At 73.4% G+C, this 17246-nt stretch carries 13 protein-coding genes; 10 read left to right on the top strand and 3 right to left on the bottom strand.

Annotated elements, in window-relative coordinates; translation table 11 throughout:
• The first annotated feature begins 2 nt into the window (after positions 1-2).
• The 10 genes from LQK93_RS05125 (at position 3) to LQK93_RS05080 (ending at position 14464) form a co-directional block, all read left to right on the top strand.
• Positions 3-947 carry an acetamidase/formamidase family protein gene (locus LQK93_RS05125; protein WP_374970474.1) on the top strand — a complete coding sequence of 315 codons (945 nt, stop codon included), beginning with the start codon at positions 3-5 and terminating at the stop codon, positions 945-947.
• A gap of 284 nt (positions 948-1231) precedes the next feature.
• Positions 1232-2251, top strand: coding sequence for an NAD-dependent epimerase/dehydratase family protein (locus LQK93_RS05120; protein WP_374970473.1), 1020 nt, complete (start codon positions 1232-1234; stop codon positions 2249-2251).
• Positions 2248-3495, top strand: coding sequence for a glycosyltransferase family protein (locus tag LQK93_RS05115; RefSeq protein ID WP_374970472.1), 1248 nt, complete (start codon positions 2248-2250; stop codon positions 3493-3495). Before LQK93_RS05120 ends, LQK93_RS05115 begins: the two co-directional genes overlap by 4 nt.
• Positions 3492-4991, top strand: coding sequence for a phosphotransferase family protein (locus LQK93_RS05110; protein WP_374970471.1), 1500 nt, complete (start codon positions 3492-3494; stop codon positions 4989-4991). The genes LQK93_RS05115 and LQK93_RS05110 overlap by 4 nt, the downstream gene beginning before the upstream one ends.
• Positions 4988-7201 carry a phosphotransferase gene (locus tag LQK93_RS05105; protein ID WP_374970470.1) on the top strand — a complete coding sequence of 738 codons (2214 nt, stop codon included), beginning with the start codon at positions 4988-4990 and terminating at the stop codon, positions 7199-7201. The genes LQK93_RS05110 and LQK93_RS05105 overlap by 4 nt, the downstream gene beginning before the upstream one ends.
• Complete coding sequence (locus LQK93_RS05100; protein WP_374970469.1) at positions 7186-8421, top strand: glycosyltransferase family 4 protein; 1236 nt, start codon at positions 7186-7188, stop codon at positions 8419-8421. Before LQK93_RS05105 ends, LQK93_RS05100 begins: the two co-directional genes overlap by 16 nt.
• Positions 8418-9788: an aminoglycoside phosphotransferase family protein gene (locus LQK93_RS05095; RefSeq protein WP_374970468.1), complete on the top strand. Its 1371-nt coding sequence runs from the start codon at positions 8418-8420 to the stop codon at positions 9786-9788. Before LQK93_RS05100 ends, LQK93_RS05095 begins: the two co-directional genes overlap by 4 nt.
• Positions 9775-11739 carry an ABC transporter ATP-binding protein gene (locus LQK93_RS05090; protein WP_374970467.1) on the top strand — a complete coding sequence of 655 codons (1965 nt, stop codon included), beginning with the start codon at positions 9775-9777 and terminating at the stop codon, positions 11737-11739. Before LQK93_RS05095 ends, LQK93_RS05090 begins: the two co-directional genes overlap by 14 nt.
• A complete protein-coding gene (locus LQK93_RS05085) occupies positions 11736-13010 on the top strand; it encodes a phosphotransferase (protein WP_374970466.1) in 1275 nt (424 codons plus the stop codon). Before LQK93_RS05090 ends, LQK93_RS05085 begins: the two co-directional genes overlap by 4 nt.
• Positions 13007-14464 carry a hypothetical protein gene (locus LQK93_RS05080; protein ID WP_374970465.1) on the top strand — a complete coding sequence of 486 codons (1458 nt, stop codon included), beginning with the start codon at positions 13007-13009 and terminating at the stop codon, positions 14462-14464. The genes LQK93_RS05085 and LQK93_RS05080 overlap by 4 nt, the downstream gene beginning before the upstream one ends.
• Before the next feature lie 105 nt (positions 14465-14569).
• Here LQK93_RS05080 and LQK93_RS05075 read toward each other — a convergent pair whose 3' ends face one another.
• The 3 genes from LQK93_RS05075 to LQK93_RS05065 all read right to left on the bottom strand — a co-directional run bounded on the left by LQK93_RS05075 (position 14570) and on the right by LQK93_RS05065 (position 17230).
• Complete coding sequence (locus tag LQK93_RS05075; protein WP_374970464.1) at positions 14570-15334, bottom strand: haloacid dehalogenase type II; 765 nt, start codon at positions 15332-15334, stop codon at positions 14570-14572.
• Between the two features lie 106 nt (positions 15335-15440).
• Positions 15441-16733: a hypothetical protein gene (locus tag LQK93_RS05070; RefSeq protein ID WP_374970463.1), complete on the bottom strand. Its 1293-nt coding sequence runs from the start codon at positions 16731-16733 to the stop codon at positions 15441-15443.
• Positions 16730-17230 (bottom strand): SigE family RNA polymerase sigma factor, encoded by a 501-nt coding sequence (locus LQK93_RS05065; RefSeq protein ID WP_374970462.1) that lies wholly within the window; start codon positions 17228-17230, stop codon positions 16730-16732. Before LQK93_RS05065 ends, LQK93_RS05070 begins: the two co-directional genes overlap by 4 nt.
• Positions 17231-17246 lie beyond the last annotated feature (16 nt).

The raw sequence follows: 17246 nt of genomic DNA, 5'->3' as shown, positions 1-17246 counted from the left end.
CCATGAGCAACCTCACCGAGACCCACCTCATCACCAAGGACCACGGCCGCGCCGACTACTCGGCCGAGCACGAGCCGGTGCTGACGATCGACCCCGGCACGGGGGAGCGCATCACCTTCGAGACGGACGACGCGGCATACGCCCAGATGGAGCAGCTGCGCGACCTCGCGAAGGTCACGGCGACGATCAACCCGGTCACCGGCCCGGTCCACGTCAACGGAGCGGAGCCCGGGGATGCGCTCGCGGTGACCATCCACGACATCGAGATGGCCGAGCACGGCTGGTCGGTCTACATCCCAGGCGCGGGCGCGCTCGCGCGGCCCATGGGGCGGGAGTGGTACGTCCGCCGAATCCCCGTCAGCGACGGAACCGCCCGGCTGACCGACCGCGTCAGCTGCGACGTGGCGCCGATGATCGGCTGCATCGGCGTCGCCTCGGCCTCGGGCGCCATGTCGACCGTCATGCCGGCGTACCCGACCGGCGGCAACATGGACCTCACCGACGCCAGACCGGGCTCGACCGTCTATCTGCCCGTCGAGGTGGAAGGTGCCAGGCTCGCCGTTGGCGACCTGCACGCCGTGATGAGCCGCGGCGAGAGCTCGTTCGTCGCCATCGAGATCGCCGGCCGCGCGACCGTCAGCGTCGACCTGGTCAAGGGCATGGGGCTGCGAGCCCCCCGGGTCGACACCGGCGACGAGCTCGTCTGCGTGGGACTGGGCGACCCGGTCCAGGACTCCATCGACCGCGCCTACGAGGATCTCTTCGACGTCCTGACGCAGGAGCACGGCTACAGCAAGGGCGACGCGTACACCGTCATGAGCGCGGTGGCCCACACCGAGCTGGGTGGCCCGACGGGGTCGGTCGCCCCCGACCCCCTCCACCCGTTCCGGGCCGTGGGCCAGGTGACGCTCGCCCGCATCGCCAAGCGCTACCTCGACCTCACCTGACCTCACCTGACCTCACCTGTTGGGGGTGGCCGCGGCCCCGGACCGGCCGCGGCCACCCGACCGCCACCCCTCCACGGACATCGCCGCGGAGGGGTGGCGCGGTCCAGGGGGCAAAAATGGACGGCCTTCGCGAGTCACCCGTCCCCCGTCGGGCCACGTCACCGAAATCGTTCATTCAGGCGGCATGGAGATTTCACGGATGTGACACTCAAAAAGCCGAACTCGCATTCACGGACCGGGGGAACGGAGCCGGGCGACTGGTCGGCGCCGAGTCGGGGGGTCTCGTGAAACTCGCACTGGTCACCGGTGCGGCGGGCTTCATCGGAAGCCACGTCGCGGAGCTGTTGTTGAGCGAGGGCTGGCAGGTCCGGGGGGTCGACGCCCTCACGGACGGCTACGACCCGGCTGCGAAGCTGCGCAACATCTCGGCCCTGCACCACCACCCGTCCTTCACCCTGGTCCGGGCGGACCTGGCGACGGCGGCGCTCGAGCCGATCGTCGACAGCGTGGAGGCCGTCGTCCACCTGGCGGCCGAGCCGGGCGTCAGCACCTCGTGGGGGGAGTCGTTCCCGACGTACGTCGAGCGCAACGTCGTCGCCACCCAACGCCTGCTGGAGGCGGCCGCCCGCGGGCACGCTCCCCGCGTCGTCTACGCGTCCAGCTCGTCCGTGTACGCGCCCACTCTCGAGGCGATGCGGGAGTCGAGCCCCCTGGCGCCGCTCAGCCCGTACGGCGTGAGCAAGCTCGCGGGTGAGTGCCTGGTCGGCGCGTATGCCCACGAGCGCGGCGTGCCCACCGTGTCGTTGCGGTTCTTCTCGGTCTACGGCCCGCGCCAGCGACCGGACATGGCCATCCACCGCTTCACCGAGGCACTGCTCGACGGGCGCGAGGTCGCGGTGTACGGCGACCGGACGCAGCGGCGGGACTTCACGTTCGTCAGTGACGTCGCGCGCGCGGTGGTCTCGGCCGTGACCGCGCCGGTTCCCTCCGGCACGGTCCTCAACATCGCGCGGGGCGCCCCGGTGGCCATCCCGGAGGTCCTCCGCATGCTCGAGGAGGAGGTGCGCGGAGAGGCGACCGTTGCACCGATGCCGCACCGTCCGGGAGACACCGAGCAGACCTTCGGCGACAGCCGGGCCGCCGCCGCGGCCCTGGGCTGGCGCGCCACGACGGACCTGCGGCTCGGGCTCAAGCACCAGGTGGCGTGGCACCGTGCGCTGCGCGAGTCACCGCGCGAAGAGGTGCCGCCGGTGGGGGCGGCCGAAGGGGTTCCCCCCTCCCTCCGAGGCGGGTGGGGCCGGTGAGACGCCACGAGCCGAGGCTGCTCATCTACTCCCAGGACGGCCTGGGGCTCGGCCACATGCGTCGCACCTCGTTGCTCGCGGCCGAGTTCCTGCGCCAGGTGCCCGGTGCCAGCGCGCTCACCCTGTCGGACTCGCCGCTCGGACAGTTCTTCGCCACCGCACCCGGTCATGACTTCCTCAAGCTGCCGAGCATCCGCAAGGCGGGCCCGGGGGAGTGGGAGGCCGTGTCGCTGTCCGCGTCCTTTCGGGACGTCCTCGCCCTGCGTCGGCGACTCATCGCGAGCGCCGTGCGGGAGTTCGACCCCGACATCCTCCTCGTCGACCACATGCCGCACGGGGCGATGGGGGAGCTGGTCCCCGCGCTGCGCAAGCTGCGCGGCCACCGGGCACATGTCGTGCTCGGCCTGCGGGACATCATCGACGACCCCGGGGTGGTGCGGCGACGGTGGACGGCCGAGGGGGCCTACGAGGCGCTCGAGGAGTTCTACGACGAGGTGCTCGTCTACGGCTCCGACGACGTCCTCGACGTGGCCCGGGAGTATGCCTGGCCGCAGGGTCCGTCACAGCGGCTGGCGTACGCCGGCTACGTGTGCGGCAGACCGCACCCTCGGGCCCGGCGCCTGGCGGTCGTGGCCGACGGCGACAGGCGTGGGGAGGCGAACGGGAGACGCCGCCGGGACCCGATGCGGCCCCCGACCGTCGTCGTCGTGGCCGGCGGAGGGGCCGATGCCCACCCGATGATGGCTGGGGTCCTCGACGCAGCGGAAGCCGTGCACGAAGAGACGGGCGCGCGGTTCGAGCTGATCACCGGCCCGTTCATGCCCCGGGCTCGGGTGACCGAGCTGCGGCGGCGCTCGAAGCAGCTGCCGATGACAGGGGTGCGGCGTCGCGTCCACGGCCGTGGACGGGTCGCGCGCGCCGACCTCGTGGTCTCGATGGCGGGCTACAACACGACGATCGAGCTGCTCAACGACGGCACCCCGGCCCTGCTCGTCCCCCGCAGCGGACCGAGTGCCGAACAGCGCATCCGGGCGAGCCTCTTCGCGCAGCGCGGATGGGTGCACTGGCTCGACCCCGACCTGCTCGGGACCTCGGCCGTGGCCGACGCGATCGTGAGGGCGCTCTCGACCCCGCTGTCCCCGACGGTGGCGGCCGACCTGGGTGGCCGCACCGCGGCGGTGGCCCGGCTGACGAGCCACCTCGAGGGCTGGCCCAAGCTCGAGCTGGAGCCGGTCGGCACATGACCGGCACCACGGCGACGACGACAGCAGGCCCACGGAGCCCGCACGTCGATGCGCGCGACGTGCTCGCGGGTCGCAGCAGCCCCGAGGACGTATGCCGCTTCCTGACCGAGGTGGTGCCGGTGACCGTCGCCACGGCGCTCGCCCCGCTGCTGCCCGAGGCCGCGAGGCAGGTGCGTGCCGTCGTGACGCGCACCACGCTGAGGCTGGGCCGAAAGCTCACGGTGGGTGTCGAGCTCTCAGGGGAGGCCATCGGCACACGCCACGCCGTCCTGACCTGGCAGCCGGGCTCCGCGCCCGAGAAGGTCCCGGCTTCACTCCTGTCGCGGGTGACCCCCTCGCTGCGCTCGCCCTTCTCCACGCTGGTGCCGCCTCCCGGCCCGGGCGGGGTGACCGTCCGGCTCGCCCCTGTCGACCCCGCCTTCCCGCACCTCGTCGACGTCTACGACCCGGCTCGGATCGCGAGTCTGCTCCGCCGGGCACGAGTGCCCGGCTTCGAGGACGAGGCTCGGGTCACCGCGCTGCGCTACCGGCCCGGGCAGCGCCACGTGCTGCTGCTCGAGGGCGTCGACCGACAGCACCGGGTGTTCGCCAAGTGCTACCGGGACGACTCGGGCCGGCGCGCCCTCGCGGCGAGTCAGGCTCTCGCGCAGTCACTCTCGATCACCTCGGCGCCTGCAGGCACCGCCCGTGCGGCCGGCTACATCCGGTCGCACCGACTCGTGCTCTGGGCGGGTCACGACGGGACCCCGCTCTCCCGAGTCCTCTGCGCGCAGAGCCTCGGAACGGGCGAGCGGCAGGCGCATCTGCGCCGTGCGGGTGCCGCGCTCCGCGCGATCCACGACGGCGGGGTCCACCGCGGCGCGGTCCGAGACGGCGCGGTCCGAGACGGCGCGCACCACCCGTGGGGGTCTCTCAGCAGCGGGCGGTCGGACCCGGCGGCGGAGGCTGCCGCCACGCGCCGGGCCACCGAGCACGTGAGGGCGCTCGCCCCCGAGGCGGGCGCACGGCTGGACGCCCTCCTCGGCGAGGCGGTCGCCGGCCTGGAGACGCTGCCCACCGAGTCGGGTCACCTGCTCCACGGCGACTACAAGGGCGACAACCTCCTCGTCGACGGCGAGCGTCTCGTCCTGCTCGACTTCGACCGTGTCTCGGTCGGGGACCCGGCCGCCGACCTCGGGAAGCTCCTCGCGGACCTGCGCTGGTGGGCGCAGGTGGCGGGGCACAGGTCGGCACCCCTCGTGGACGCGGCCCTGGACGGCTATGGGCCGTGCCCGCCCGCGCGGGTCGCGCGAGCGCTGCACTACTGCACGGTCTTCCACCTGAGGGCCGTGGGGCGGCGGATCCCGCTGCACCGGCCCGGATGGGTCGAAGCCGTCGAGGCCTGCCTCGAGACCGCCCGAGCAGCAGCGCGTGAGGCGGCGTGTGAGAGGGCGGGTGAGGCGTCGCGCGGGGAGTCCCGCGAGACGGAGAGTGGTCTCCGGGGGAGCTCGCGATGACCACCTCGTGGCCGAAGGCTCCCCCGGGTTGCCTCTGGACCGACGTGGACCGGCTGGTCGGGCTCGTCCAGCCGCTCGTCGAGACGGAGGGCCGGCGGGGCGGTGTGCACCAGATCCGTTGGGAGCCCGAGCGCACCACCAGGGTCGCCTTCGAGGCCCAGAGCGGCGACGTGCGCGTGTGCGAGGCGACGCCGACGGGGGTGAGCCGCAGCAGCCTGCGCGAGGACGCGGCACTCCGCGGTGCGGCTGCGGTCCTCGACCCGGTCCAGATCCTGCCCAGGCTCGAGCACCTCCTGAGGAGGCCGGTCCGCGGCTGCACCACCGTGCCGGTCAGCTACCGGCCGGGATCGAGCTGCGTCATCCGTTGCGACGTCGGGGTGCCGACCGGTAGGCGCAGCCTCTTCGTCAAGGTGCTCGTCGGCGGGTGCGACGAGTATGCCGTGAGCCACCGCGCGCTCTCCTCCCGCCGGAGCGGGACGGAGGCGCTCGTCCCCGCACTCGTCGGGTGCTGGCCGGACCTCGGAGCGGTCGTCACCGCGGGGGTGCGGGGAGCGAGCGCCTCGACGCTGCTGTCCGACGTGTGCTCACCTTTGCGCGACCGGCTTCGCCTCGCCGTGCGCCTCGGGCGCCTGCTGGCCGACATCCACCGCGCCGTCCCCGGTCCGGGAGCGACGGTCCGGGCACGCGGGGTCGTCGGCGCGCTCGACGAGCTCACGGCATACCTCCCTGCTGCTTGGCACGCCGACCCGCCGACGGCGCTCTCCCTGGGCTGGACCCTGGACCGACTGAGGGACCGGCTGCCGGTGCAGGACGCGCTCGTCTTCGGCCACGGCTCGTTCCGTGCCGGTCAGGTCGTGGTGGACGACGAGCGGCTCACCGTGCTCGACCTCGACGGAGCCGGCCCGGCCGACCCGGCCCGGGACCTCGGCAACGCCACGGCGTACCTCGAGTGGCAGCGCCTCCGCGCCGGCACCACCCGAGCCCCAGATCTCGTCGGCGCACTGCTCCAGGGTTACGCCGACGCGGGAGGCCGGGCCGACCCAGACTCCGTCGCCTGGTGGCAGGCCCTGGCACTGCTGAAGATCGCGGGTCGTCGCTACCGCAGCCTCGACACCGCTCACTGGGAGGCCGTGCCCTCCCTCGTCGCCACCGCTTCCGAGGTGCTCGAGCGCCGCCGGCGCCGCACACGATCCGGGAGCAGCCGGCTGTCCCGCTGGTCGCCGGAGCTCACCGACTCGCGCGCGATGACCGCGCTGCTGAGGGAGCAGCTGCGAGCCGGCGGCCTCGGCATGGGCCGCATCGTCTCGGCGGAGACGCTTCGGCTCTCGCCCGGCAGGAGGGTGGTGGTCCGCTACCGGGTCACCGGCGGCTCGGACCGGCCGGTGGAGGTCATCGCCAAGGCGTACGCCGAGCCGGCGCGAGCGGTCGTGGCGCACGAGAACCTCGTGCTCTTCGACCGGGTGCGCGAGCCGGCTCTGCGGTGCGGCACCCAGATGCCGATCGGGGTGAGCCCGCCCCTCGGCATCGTGCTGTGCCGGTCGGCCCCCGGGCTTCCCGTGGTGCCCCTGCCGGCCGGCCCCCGGCGCGCGCCACCGCGCATCCTCACACCGGCGCAGGACGCGGAATCCCCTTCCAGTGCAGACGTCGTCGTCGCAGCCGGGCACCTCGGTCGCTGGCTGCGCACCGTGCACACCACCGGCAGCGGCGCGGGCAGGCGGCTCGACCTGGGCCACGAGGCGGCCAACTGCGCGGTGTGGGCAGAGCGCGTCGGCTCGGCCGACGCGACGCTCCTGGCACCCGCGCGCGAGCTGGCGGTCCTGCTGCAGGCGCGCGCGACGACGCTTCCCGTGGTGCTGGACGCCCTCATCCACAAGGACCTGCACCTGGCCCACGTCATCGTCGACGAGGGCGGGGGCGCCACGGTGATCGACCTGGACGAGGCGCGGATGGGAGACCCCGCGTTCGACGTGGCGCACCTGTGCACGTACGCAGAGGAGGCCCGCTCCGCGCCGGCCGAGCTGGCCCTGCAGGCCTTCCTGGACGCGTACGGCGACGTGGGCGGGCCCGACCCCGAGCGGCGACTCGCCTTCTTCCGGGCCTACTCCCTGCTGAAGTTCACCCGGCAGGCGTTGGCGGGCCAGGCAGGCGACGACGTCGTTCGGGCGAGCCGGCGCCGTCTCGCCGAGGGGGTGGCATGGCTTCGCGAGTGATGTACCTGACGCGCAGCTGGCCACGGCTGTCGCAGACCTTCATCGTCAACGAGGTGCTCGCCCTCGAGCGCCTCGGAGTGGGTCTCGACGTCTGGGCGATGACACCCTCGGGCGAGCAGGTGCGCCAGCCGCAGGTGGACCGGGTGCGGGCGCCGGTCAGCTTCGCAGCTGCGACTGCGGATCCGGAGGACCACGCCCTCGTCGCGGAGTCCGCGGCCCAGCGGTATGCCGACACCGCCCGGTTCGCGAGCAGCCACCCCGAGCTGTCCACCGGCTACGCGAACGCCAGCACGGCCGAGTGCTTCGAGGTGGCGGTCCAGGTCGCGGCGCGGCGCGCGCGCCTCGAGCGGGAAGGCGTGTCCGTCACCCACCTTCACGCGCATTTCGCCCACGACCCCGCGTTGGTCGCCCTGCTGGCCCACCTGCTCACCGGGCTCACCTACAGCATCACCGCGCACGCCCGCGACCTCTACCAGCTCCCGCGGACGAGCCTGCGCGCTCGGGCCGGGGCCGCCACGAACGTGCTGACCTGCTGCCGTGCGAACGTGGACTTCCTTGCGGCGCAGCTCAGCCCGGATGTCATGGCGAAGGTACGCGTCATCCACCACGGCATCGACCTCCGGCAGTTCGCGCCCGGTCGGGTCCATGACGACGGGATCGTCCAGATCGTGTCGGTGGGCCGGCTCGTGGAGAAGAAGGGCTTCCCCGACCTGCTCCGGGCGTGCGCCCGGCTCCTCGGTGTGGCGCCCTTCCACCTGACCGTCTTCGGCGACGGCCCGATGCGCGGCGAGCTGGAGGCCGGACGGCGCGCACTAGGCCTCGAGAAGGCGGTGACGTTTGCGGGGGAGCAGGACAGCACGGTCATCGTGGAGGCGATGCGCGACGCCGACGTCTTCGCGATGACCCCGTTCGTCACCACGGACGGCGACCGCGACGGCGTGCCGAATGCCATCGTCGAGGCGCTCGCCTCGGGTCTCCCCGTGGTCTCCACGGACGTGGGCGGCGTCGCGGAGGCGGTCCAGCACGGCCACAACGGGCTGCTGGCGCCGGCCCGTGACGTCGCGGCCGTGTCAGACCACCTCGAGAGCCTGCTGCGCGACCCGGTCCGACGTCGGATGATGGGCAGGAGAGCACGGCAGACAGCCGAGCGAGCCTTCGACGTCGACCGTGCGGCCGAGCAGTTGAGGCACGTCTTCGGCGTGGCGGAGGTGACCTCATGACCGGCTGGACCGGAACGCGGACCGACGCGCTGGCCGGCCTGCGGGCCCAGCACGTCGCAGTGCTCGAGGCGCTGGACCCGGGTCGCACCGGGCCGCTGCTGGCCCGGGCCCTCGGGGAGGACCCGGCAACGCCCTGCGTCGTCGCCGACGCGAAGTACGAGCCGGGTCGGGCCGCGACGGTGCTGTACCGGTTCGGCGCCGGGCTCGTGCTGGCCACCGTGCCCCCGCCGGGCCAGCGGGCCCCCGGCGAGCTGCTGCCCGACGGCACCGGAGTCAGCAGGTTCCCCGCAGATCCCGGCCTGCCCACCCTGGCCCACGTCCTCGCGCCCGGCGTCCTCGGGGCGGCGCTGCACCACGAGCTGGACGGCGAGCTGGACGGTGAGCTGGACGGTGAGCCGGAGGGGGAGCGCCCCCATGCGCCGGACCTCCGACTGCTGCGCTACCGACCCGGTCGCCGAGCCACCATCCTCGTCACCGTGCCGGTCCGAACGAGCGTGGTGCGAACGTACGTGGCGAAGGTGTACCACGACAGGGCCAAGGCCGCCGCCGTGGCGAACGAGGGCCGGGCCCTGCAGGCCCAGCCCCTCGGGCCGCCGCTGGTCCTCGCCCCTGTGGTGGCGCACCTGCCGGACCTCGCGGTCGTCGTGCAGGGTCGCCTGCAAGGCCGGGAGCTCGTCCTCGACCTCCGCGACCCGGACGTGGTGGCGCGCCGGGGGCCCGAGCTCGCGCATGCGGCGCAGGCCCTCGCCGCCTTCCACCTCGCCGCCGTGCCCAGCGGCCGGCCCCGGCCGCTGGACCGCGAGCTGCACCGCTTCGTCGCCCGGGCCACAGCCGTCCGAACCGTCGACCCGGGCAACGGCGAGCCCCTCCTCGCCCTGGCCCGGGAGCTCTTGAGCCGTCAGCCGGTGCCCGGACCGGTCTCCCTCGTGCACGGTGACTGCCGGCCGGGCCAGTTCCTCCTCCACGACGACCGTGTCGCCCTGCTCGACCTCGACCACTGCGGGATCGCCGAGCCGGCATCCGACGTGGGCAACGTCGTCTCCTCGCTGCGCCAGGCGGCGGTCCGGGCGCCGGGGGCCGGCGCGACGCGGGACGCCGCGGCGGTGAGCGCGGCCGAGGCGCTCGGGGAGACGTTCGTGACGGCATACCTCTCCTGCGCGCGATCGCCGGCGGGCGGTGGGACCGGTGCGCCCGGTGACGTCACCGACCCCACCGACAGGATCCGCTTCTACGTGGCGGTCTCGCTCCTGCGCAAGGCCCTCCGCGCCTGGGCGAGGTCGCCGCTCGCGTCGCTCGCCGAGCAGTACGTCATCGAGGCGCGGCGAGTCGCGGCCGACCTGCAGGGGAGTCCCCGTGGTCGCCGTTGACACGAGGGCCGAGACCCCGAGCGAGCAGGCGCGCCGACGGCCGTCGCCGCGCCACGCGAAGCAGTCCGACTCGACGCGGGCCTTCGCGCTCATCCGGCGCTACCACGGCGCCAACCGGCCGTTCGTGCTCGGCCTGGTCCTGCTCGTCTTCGAGGCGGTGACGGCCGTGCTCGAGCCCTTCCCCATCGCGTACGCGACCGACTTCGTGACGGGCAAGGTGCCGAGCCTGCGCGAGCGCGGGTTCCCTGCCGTGCTCTCGAACGAGCGGGTCGAGACCATCGCGTTCCTCGGCCTCGCGATCATCCTCATCGCCGCCGTCAACAAGGGCGCCGACTCGCTGTCCGAGGTGTTCCTGGCGCGCGGCGGCCGGGAGCTGGGCTACAACATCCGCGTCACCATGTACGACCGGCTCCAGAAGCTGCCGATGGCCTTCCACGACAAGCGCCGCACCGGCGACGTGCTGACCCGGGTCACCGGCGACGTGCTCGTCGTCGAGGAGTTCATCGTCGCCTCGCTGAGCAACATCGTGGCCAGCGCGCTCCTGCTCGTCGGTTCGCTCGCCGCACTGCTGATGCGCTCGTGGCAGGTGGCCCTCGTCGCGGTCGTCGTCGTGCCGGTGCTCGCGCTGGTCGCGAACTACTTCTCGCTGCGCCTCAAGCGCTTCTCCAAGGACCAGCGCGCCAAGGAGGGTGACCTCGCCTCGACCGCCCAGGAGATGCTCTCCTCGATCCGGTTGGTGCAGAGCTACGGTCGCGGCCACGTGGACCTCGAGAACTTCTCGCGGCAGAGCGACCAGAGCATGCAGGCCTCGCTGCGCATAGCGACGGTGCAGGCGCAGTTCAGCTTCGCCATCGCGGTGTTCGAGGGCCTGACGATCGCGAGCGTCGTGTGGCTCAGCTTCTGGCTCGTCGAGAGCGGCGTGGTCACCCCTGGGACCCTGGTGCTGTTCGTGCTCCTCATCCAGAACATGTTCAAGCCCTCCCGCAAGATCGTCAGCGAGTGGTACAAGGTCGGCAAGCTGATCGCCAGCACCGAACGGATCGCCGAGCTGCTCGAGCGCCAGCCCACCGTCCAGGACACGCCGATGTCGAAGCCGGCTCCGAGGCTCGCGGGCCGGCTGACCTTCACCGACGTGACCTTCACCTACCGGTCGGAGCTCGACGGCTCCGAGCGTGCAACGGACGAGAGCGCCGGAGGTGAAGGGACGCCCGAGGCGGCTCGGCCCGTCCTCGACGGCATCACCTTCAGCGCGGAGCCGGGCGAGGTCCTCGCGCTCATCGGGCCGAGTGGTGCCGGCAAGAGCACGGTCGCCCAGCTCGTGCCGAGGCTCTACGACCCCGACTCGGGGGTCGTGGCCATCGACGGGACGGACGTCCGCGAGTTCACGCTGGCCTCCCTGCGCAGCCAGGTCAGCCTCGTGCTGCAGGAGACCCTGCTGCTCACCGGGACCGTCGCCGAGAACATCGCCTACGGCGTCGACGAGCCCGACCCGGGGCGGATCGAACGAGCCGCCCGGCTCGCCCAGGCGCACGAGTTCATCGAGGAGCTGCCCCTCGGCTACCAGACGGTCCTCGGCGAGCGGGCCTCCACATTGTCGGGCGGCCAGCGACAGCGGCTCGCGATCGCCCGCGCGTTCATCCGCGACGCCCCGGTGCTCGTGCTGGACGAGCCGACGACCGGCCTCGACCCGGAGGCCTCCGCCCAGGTCATCGAGGCCCTGAGGACCCTCATCGACGGGACGACGACCATCGTCATCTCCCACGACGTCGAGCTGGTGCGGTGCGCCGACCGGGTCCTCGTCCTCGACCAGGGTCGGATCGTGCAGGAAGGCAGCCCGCAGGCGCTGGCGCAGGGCTCGGGGAGGTTCGCCGAGCTGTTCGGCGGGGCGGCCTCGGCCGGCAGGGTCGACCGGACCGGCAGCTCGGCACGCCCGGGCCGGGGGTACGCGTGAGGACCCAGGCGCCCGTCGAACCGGCGTGGCCAGGCCTGCCGGCGTGGGCGAGCGACGCCTCGCTCGCGGAGCGGCTCGCCCGGGACTGGGTCGCCGAGCACCGGGGAGGGGTACGGGTGGCTGGGGCGCGCACCCACTCCGTGCTCTACAGAGGACGGGAGGACCTGACGCTGAGGATCGGCGTCCAGCTCGAGGGGATGGGGCGCCGGGACGCGCTCACGCTGATGGTCCACAGCCGTTCCGGCGAGGTGTCGGTGACCGCGTTACCCGACGACCCCTTCCTGCCGACCCTCGCAGAGGTGCTTCGACGCCGCACCGTCGAGCTGCTCCTTCGGGGCGCAGGGCTCGAATCCGCCTCCGGCACAGGGACGCCCGCCTGCCGGGCCGAGGTCGTGCACCACCCGCGTGAGGGCGCCTGCGTGCTGCGGCTGCACGGAGGGGGGGTGGAGGCGTACGCGAAGGTCTACCCGCGGGAGGAGGACGCCACCGCGGCGGCGGCAGCAGCGGGGGCGGCAGCGGCGGCGTATGCCGTCGGGCGCGGTCAGGCGGTCCGGCGCGGCGGCGAGGGGCTGCGGCTGCCCGGAGTGCTCACGGTCTGCGCGCCGCTGCGCACGATCGTCCTCGAGTCGGTCACCTCATCCGGATCCTCGCACGTGGTCACGGACAGACCCGTGGGTCCGGCGGAGAGCGCGCGGGCGCTCCGGGCGTTCCACGCGCTCGTCCCGGCGGGCCCGCTCACGGATGTCGCAGCGAGCAGCCACGTCGACCGGGTCCGCCGGGAGCAGGCCCTGGTCGCAACCGCGTGGCCGGACATGGCAGAGCGGGTGGACGAGAGCCTCTGCGAGGCCGCCTCGGTCCTGGAGGACTTCCCCCGTCGAGGCCTGGAGCCGGTGCTCTGCCACGGCGACTTCACTCCCGGACAGCTCGTCAGGGCTCGAGGGGGTCTGGCCCTGCTGGATCTGGACACGGTCGCGTTCGGGGACCCGGCCGCCGATCTCGGCAGGTTCCTCGCCTACGAGGCGGTGCGTGCCGCGCGTCTGTCGCGTCCTCTGGCGCAGACGAGCGATACCCGGGAGGCAGTCCTCGCGGCATACGGGGCACCGCGCGGGGGCGAGGAGCCCGCCCGGCTGCGAGTGCGCGTTGCGGCGTACGAACGGCTCAACCTCGCGCTCATCGCACTGCGGGCGACCCGACGGCTCAAGGGCGCCCGTGCCGCGCTCGCCCTGACCCTTCTCGACACCACCGACGCGACCCCCGGGAGGCCAGCATGACCACGAGCACGCGTGACCAGTCCATCGATGCGCTCGAGGCGTTCGCGGAGCTGCCCGACTGGCTGTCGGCGCTCATGCGGCCCGGGCGGCTCGAGGCATCCCTGCGCGAGCACGTGCCCGAGCTGCGCGACGGGCGGCTGACACTGGTCGAGTGCCGGGCCGACCGCCTGCGCGCGAAGGAGGCGAGCTGGCTCGCCCGCTGCCGCGTGGTCGTCGCACCGGCGCCGGGGGCGGACGGAGCCATGGCAGAGCCCGTCGAGGTGGTCCTCGTCGGCGAGCTGCACCCACCGTCGCGTCCCCTCCCGACGGCACCGCGACCCGGGACCGGGTTCGGTGAGCCGGGCCACGAGCTCGTCCTGCCGGAGCTGCGCGTCCACCTGCGCACCGAGGAGGCGGACCCGGGCCTGCCGAGCCTCGGCGCCCTGTCCGACCCGCAGGCGTCGGCCCGCATCATCGAGGGCATGCTCCGAGCGAGCGGCTACCCCGAGGCCACGGTCGCATCGAGCCGCCCGAGAGTTGTCCGCTACAAGCCCGGCAGCCGATGCACCATCGTGTACGACCTGGCCTACGACCCGCCCGCGGACGGGCTTCCCGACCCCGTGGTCGCCAAGACCCACCAGGGTGACAAGGGTGCAGTCGCCCACGAGGCCATGACCGCCCTGTGGCACACCGACCTCGCCCGCGGCGAGCACGTGCTGCTCGCGGAGCCCCTCGGCTACCTGCCCGCCCAGCGCATCCTGCTCCAGGGCCCGGTGCCCGAGGAGCAGACGCTCAAGGAGCTGGCCCGGCAGGCATTCGAGAGCATGGACCCGGGCCTGCTCGAGACGCTGCGGACCCAGCTGCGGCGTACAGCAGTGGCGCTCGCCGCCCTGCACCGCAGCGGTGCGCGCTACACCCGCTCGGTCCGGTGGAGCGACGAGCTGGCCGAGACCCGCGAGGTGCTCAACCGCCTGTCGCAGAGCGTGCCGGGGCTGCGCGCCGCGGGAGAGCCCATGCTCACCCGCCTCGAGGCGTTCGACCGCGCGACCGGTGCCGACCCGGCGGTCAGCGCCCACCACGACTTCCGGCCCGCGCAGGTCCTCCTCGGCGGCGGCCGTCTCGGCTTCATCGACTTCGACGGAGCGGCGATGGCCGAGCCGGGCCTCGACCTCGGACGGTTCCGCGGCAAGCTGCGCGACATCGGTGTCACGGCCCTCGCCGCGTCGCCGGACGGCTACCGCCCCGACCTGCTCGAGGAGCGGCTGGAGCTGCTCGACGGGCTCTGCGACCTGTTCCTCGACGAGTACCGCGCCCACGCGCCGGTCACGCCGGGGCGGGTGCTGCTCTGGGAGACGATCGACCTGCTCACGGCCCTGCTCCACGCCTGGTCGAAGGTGCGCCTGCTCCGTGTCGAGCCGCGGCTGGCGGTCCTCCTGCACCAGCTCCGCACGGCCGACCTCAGCGAGGTGCCGTGAGACGCTGCTCGACGAGCGGCCACCAGTGCCGGGTGCCCAGCGTGTCGCGGGCAGTTTCGAGCTCGAGCCACTCGGTTCCGGCCCTGCCGGGTGGGCGCGGTGAGGTCACACGTCCGCGGGCATCGTCTCGAGCTGGGCTGCCAGATGGGGCAGCGACGGCGCGACGAGGTCGGCGGCATACATCGTGTCGGGGTAGGGGGCGCCGGTCCGGTTGATCCAGGCCGCGCGGAGGCCGGCGGCCTTGGCGCCGTGGACATCCCACGGGTGAACGGCGACGAGCATCGCCTCGTCGGCGTCGACGTCGCACTTGCCCAGGGCATACCGGTAGGCGGATGCGGCCGGCTTCCACGCCGGCGCGTCCTCGACCGAGAACACGCCCTCGAAGGACTCTCGTATGCCGCCGCGCTCGAAGAGTCCCTCCGCGACGTCCGCAGAGCCGTTGCTCAGGGTGACGAGCCGCAGCTCGAGCGCGGCCAGGGCGCGGATGCCGTCGCGGACGTCGTCGTGCAGGGGCAGCTGGAGGAATCCGGCCATGACGTGCCGACTCGCGGCGTCGACGTTCGCCTTGCCGTGCAGCACCGTGTGCAACGTCGCCCGGGCGACGTCGGCGAAGGACGGGTTGTGCCCGGTGACCGTCAGGGCGAACCCGTCGCGCAGCAGGCCGGCGAACCACGGGGCAGCCAGGTAGGGCGCCACCCCGACCTCGACGAAGCGGTCACCGAGGTGCGTCATGTCCGACAGGGTCTCGTTGACGTCGAAGACGAGCAGCCGGGGTCGGCGCTCGAGGGGCGTGAACGGCTCGGGGGGCTCGGGGCACTCGGGGCGCGCGAGGGCCGTCGGGGGCTGGGAGGCAGGAGTGGTCGGTGTCATGCCCCATCGTCGGTCCGCGAGGGGCGGCTCGTCACCCATCCGCCGCAAAGCCACGATCGAGCGCAGCAGCAGCATCAGTCCTCGGTCACTTGTGGGCAGGGAGCCGTCAGCGGGGCAGGACGTAGCGGGGCTCGGTGAAGCCGCCCTGGCCGTGCAGGGTGACCTCCGGCTGCACGGCGGTGCAGGCCAGGCTGAGCGAGCAGTGCTGGAGGGCGTTCCTCGTGGCCGGCGACAGCGGCTTGGAGGTGTTGCGCGAGATGACGAAGGTCGACTCGTCGTCGTCGAGGTGCCAGGTCCAGCCGGAGACGACCGCATCTCCGTTCCCGCCGAGGACCAGGGTCCCGTCGCCGACTCGGACCACGCCCGCACTGAACCAGAAGCCTCCGTCGACGAAGTTGGACCCGACCAGGTAGGTGCCCCTGCTCGAGAAGGCGGTCGGCATGAACATCGTCGGGTTCTCGTGTGGGCCGCACCTCTGGATCGTCGTGGGGAAGCCCGGCGTGCCGAGGTCGACGACGGCCCAGCACGCCGCGTCCTGCCCGCCGGTGGTCACCATCCAGCCCAGGGCGGCCCGGGTGCCGTCCGGCGAGACGGCGACGAGGTGCGCCGGCAACGGCCTCGTGGCGCCTGTGGCGACGTCCCAGGCGAGCGAGCCCTCGGGCGGGCCACCACTGAGGTAGGCGGTCCCCCCGAGGATCGCGCCGACCTCACGGGTGTCCCGTCGCTGCCCGACCACTGTGCCGTCGGGCGCGTACACCACGAGCGTGTCGCCGGTCCCGGCCTTGGCCAGCACCCGCGTGCCGTCGGGTGACACGGCATACGCACCCGATGCGCCGAGGGTGCGGACCGTGCGACCGGCGGGGGACAGGATCTCCATCTCACTCTGCGAGGAGCCGCTCGACAGGTGGGACTGGAGGACGAAGCCCCCGTTGGAGAGGACGGCGAAGCTCTCGACGACGGTGCCCCTCTCGAGGCGGAGCGCCGTGTCGCCGAAGCGGATCGTGTCGTCGAAGGCGTACGCGTCGGCGCGGGTCGCGACCGACGGGGAGGGTTCCGTCGTCGTGGCGGTCGAGGGGCGGCCGGTCGGCGAGGTGGTCGGCGAGGTGGTCGGCGAGGTACTGGCGACGGAGCGGGCCGGGGAGGGCGACGAGGCGGTCGCGGTGGGCAGGGCGGGGACGGGCGGCGCCGAGCCGCGGGTCGCCCACAGGGCCGGCACGGCCAGCGCGATGCTCGCCACGGCGGCGACGGCCGACACGGCGACGATGCTGCGGGTGCGTTGGGTCCGGTGCCGCCGCGTGACGGCGACCTGCGCGAAGTCACCGGACACCTCGACGGCGGCGGCACGCCTCCGGAGCAGGGCCTGCAGCTCGTCCTCGTCGTCGTGGTTGGTCGTGGTCACGGCGCGACCTCCTTCATCGTGCGGCGCAGGGAGCCGAGCGCCCGGCTGGTGTGGCTCTTCACGGTGCCCACCGACACCCCGAGGATCTCGGCGGTCTGGGCCTCGGTCAGGTCCTCGTAGTAGCGCAGGACCACGGCTGCCCGCTGTTGCGGCGCGAGCGAGCACACGTGCGCCCACAGCTCGCTGTCGTGCGGCGTCGCGGGGGGCCCGGCCGGGTCGAGTACCCGGATCAGCTCGCTGTCGGTGCGTTCCCGGTGACGCCAGGTTCGGCGCCACCACGTGGTGTGCTCGTTCACCATCACCTTGCGGACGTAGGCGTCCGGTGAGTGCACCGTGCTGACGTGGTCCCACCTGCCGTAGACCTTCGCGAGAGAGGCCTGGAGCAGGTCCTCGGCGCTGTGCGGATCGCCGGTCAGCAGGTAGGCGAAGCGCGCGAGCGAGCCCTGCCGCGCCCGCACGAACGCCGAGAAGTCGGACTCGCACTCCGTCTCGCCCACGGTCGCCCCCGTCTGT

Origin of the sequence: Terrabacter sp. BE26 (assembly GCF_041941675.1) — a bacterium.
Lineage (GTDB): Bacteria > Actinomycetota > Actinomycetes > Actinomycetales > Dermatophilaceae > Terrabacter.
Note: the sequence above shows the minus strand (reverse complement) of the source record. Positions and strands in the feature narration are given on the sequence as shown.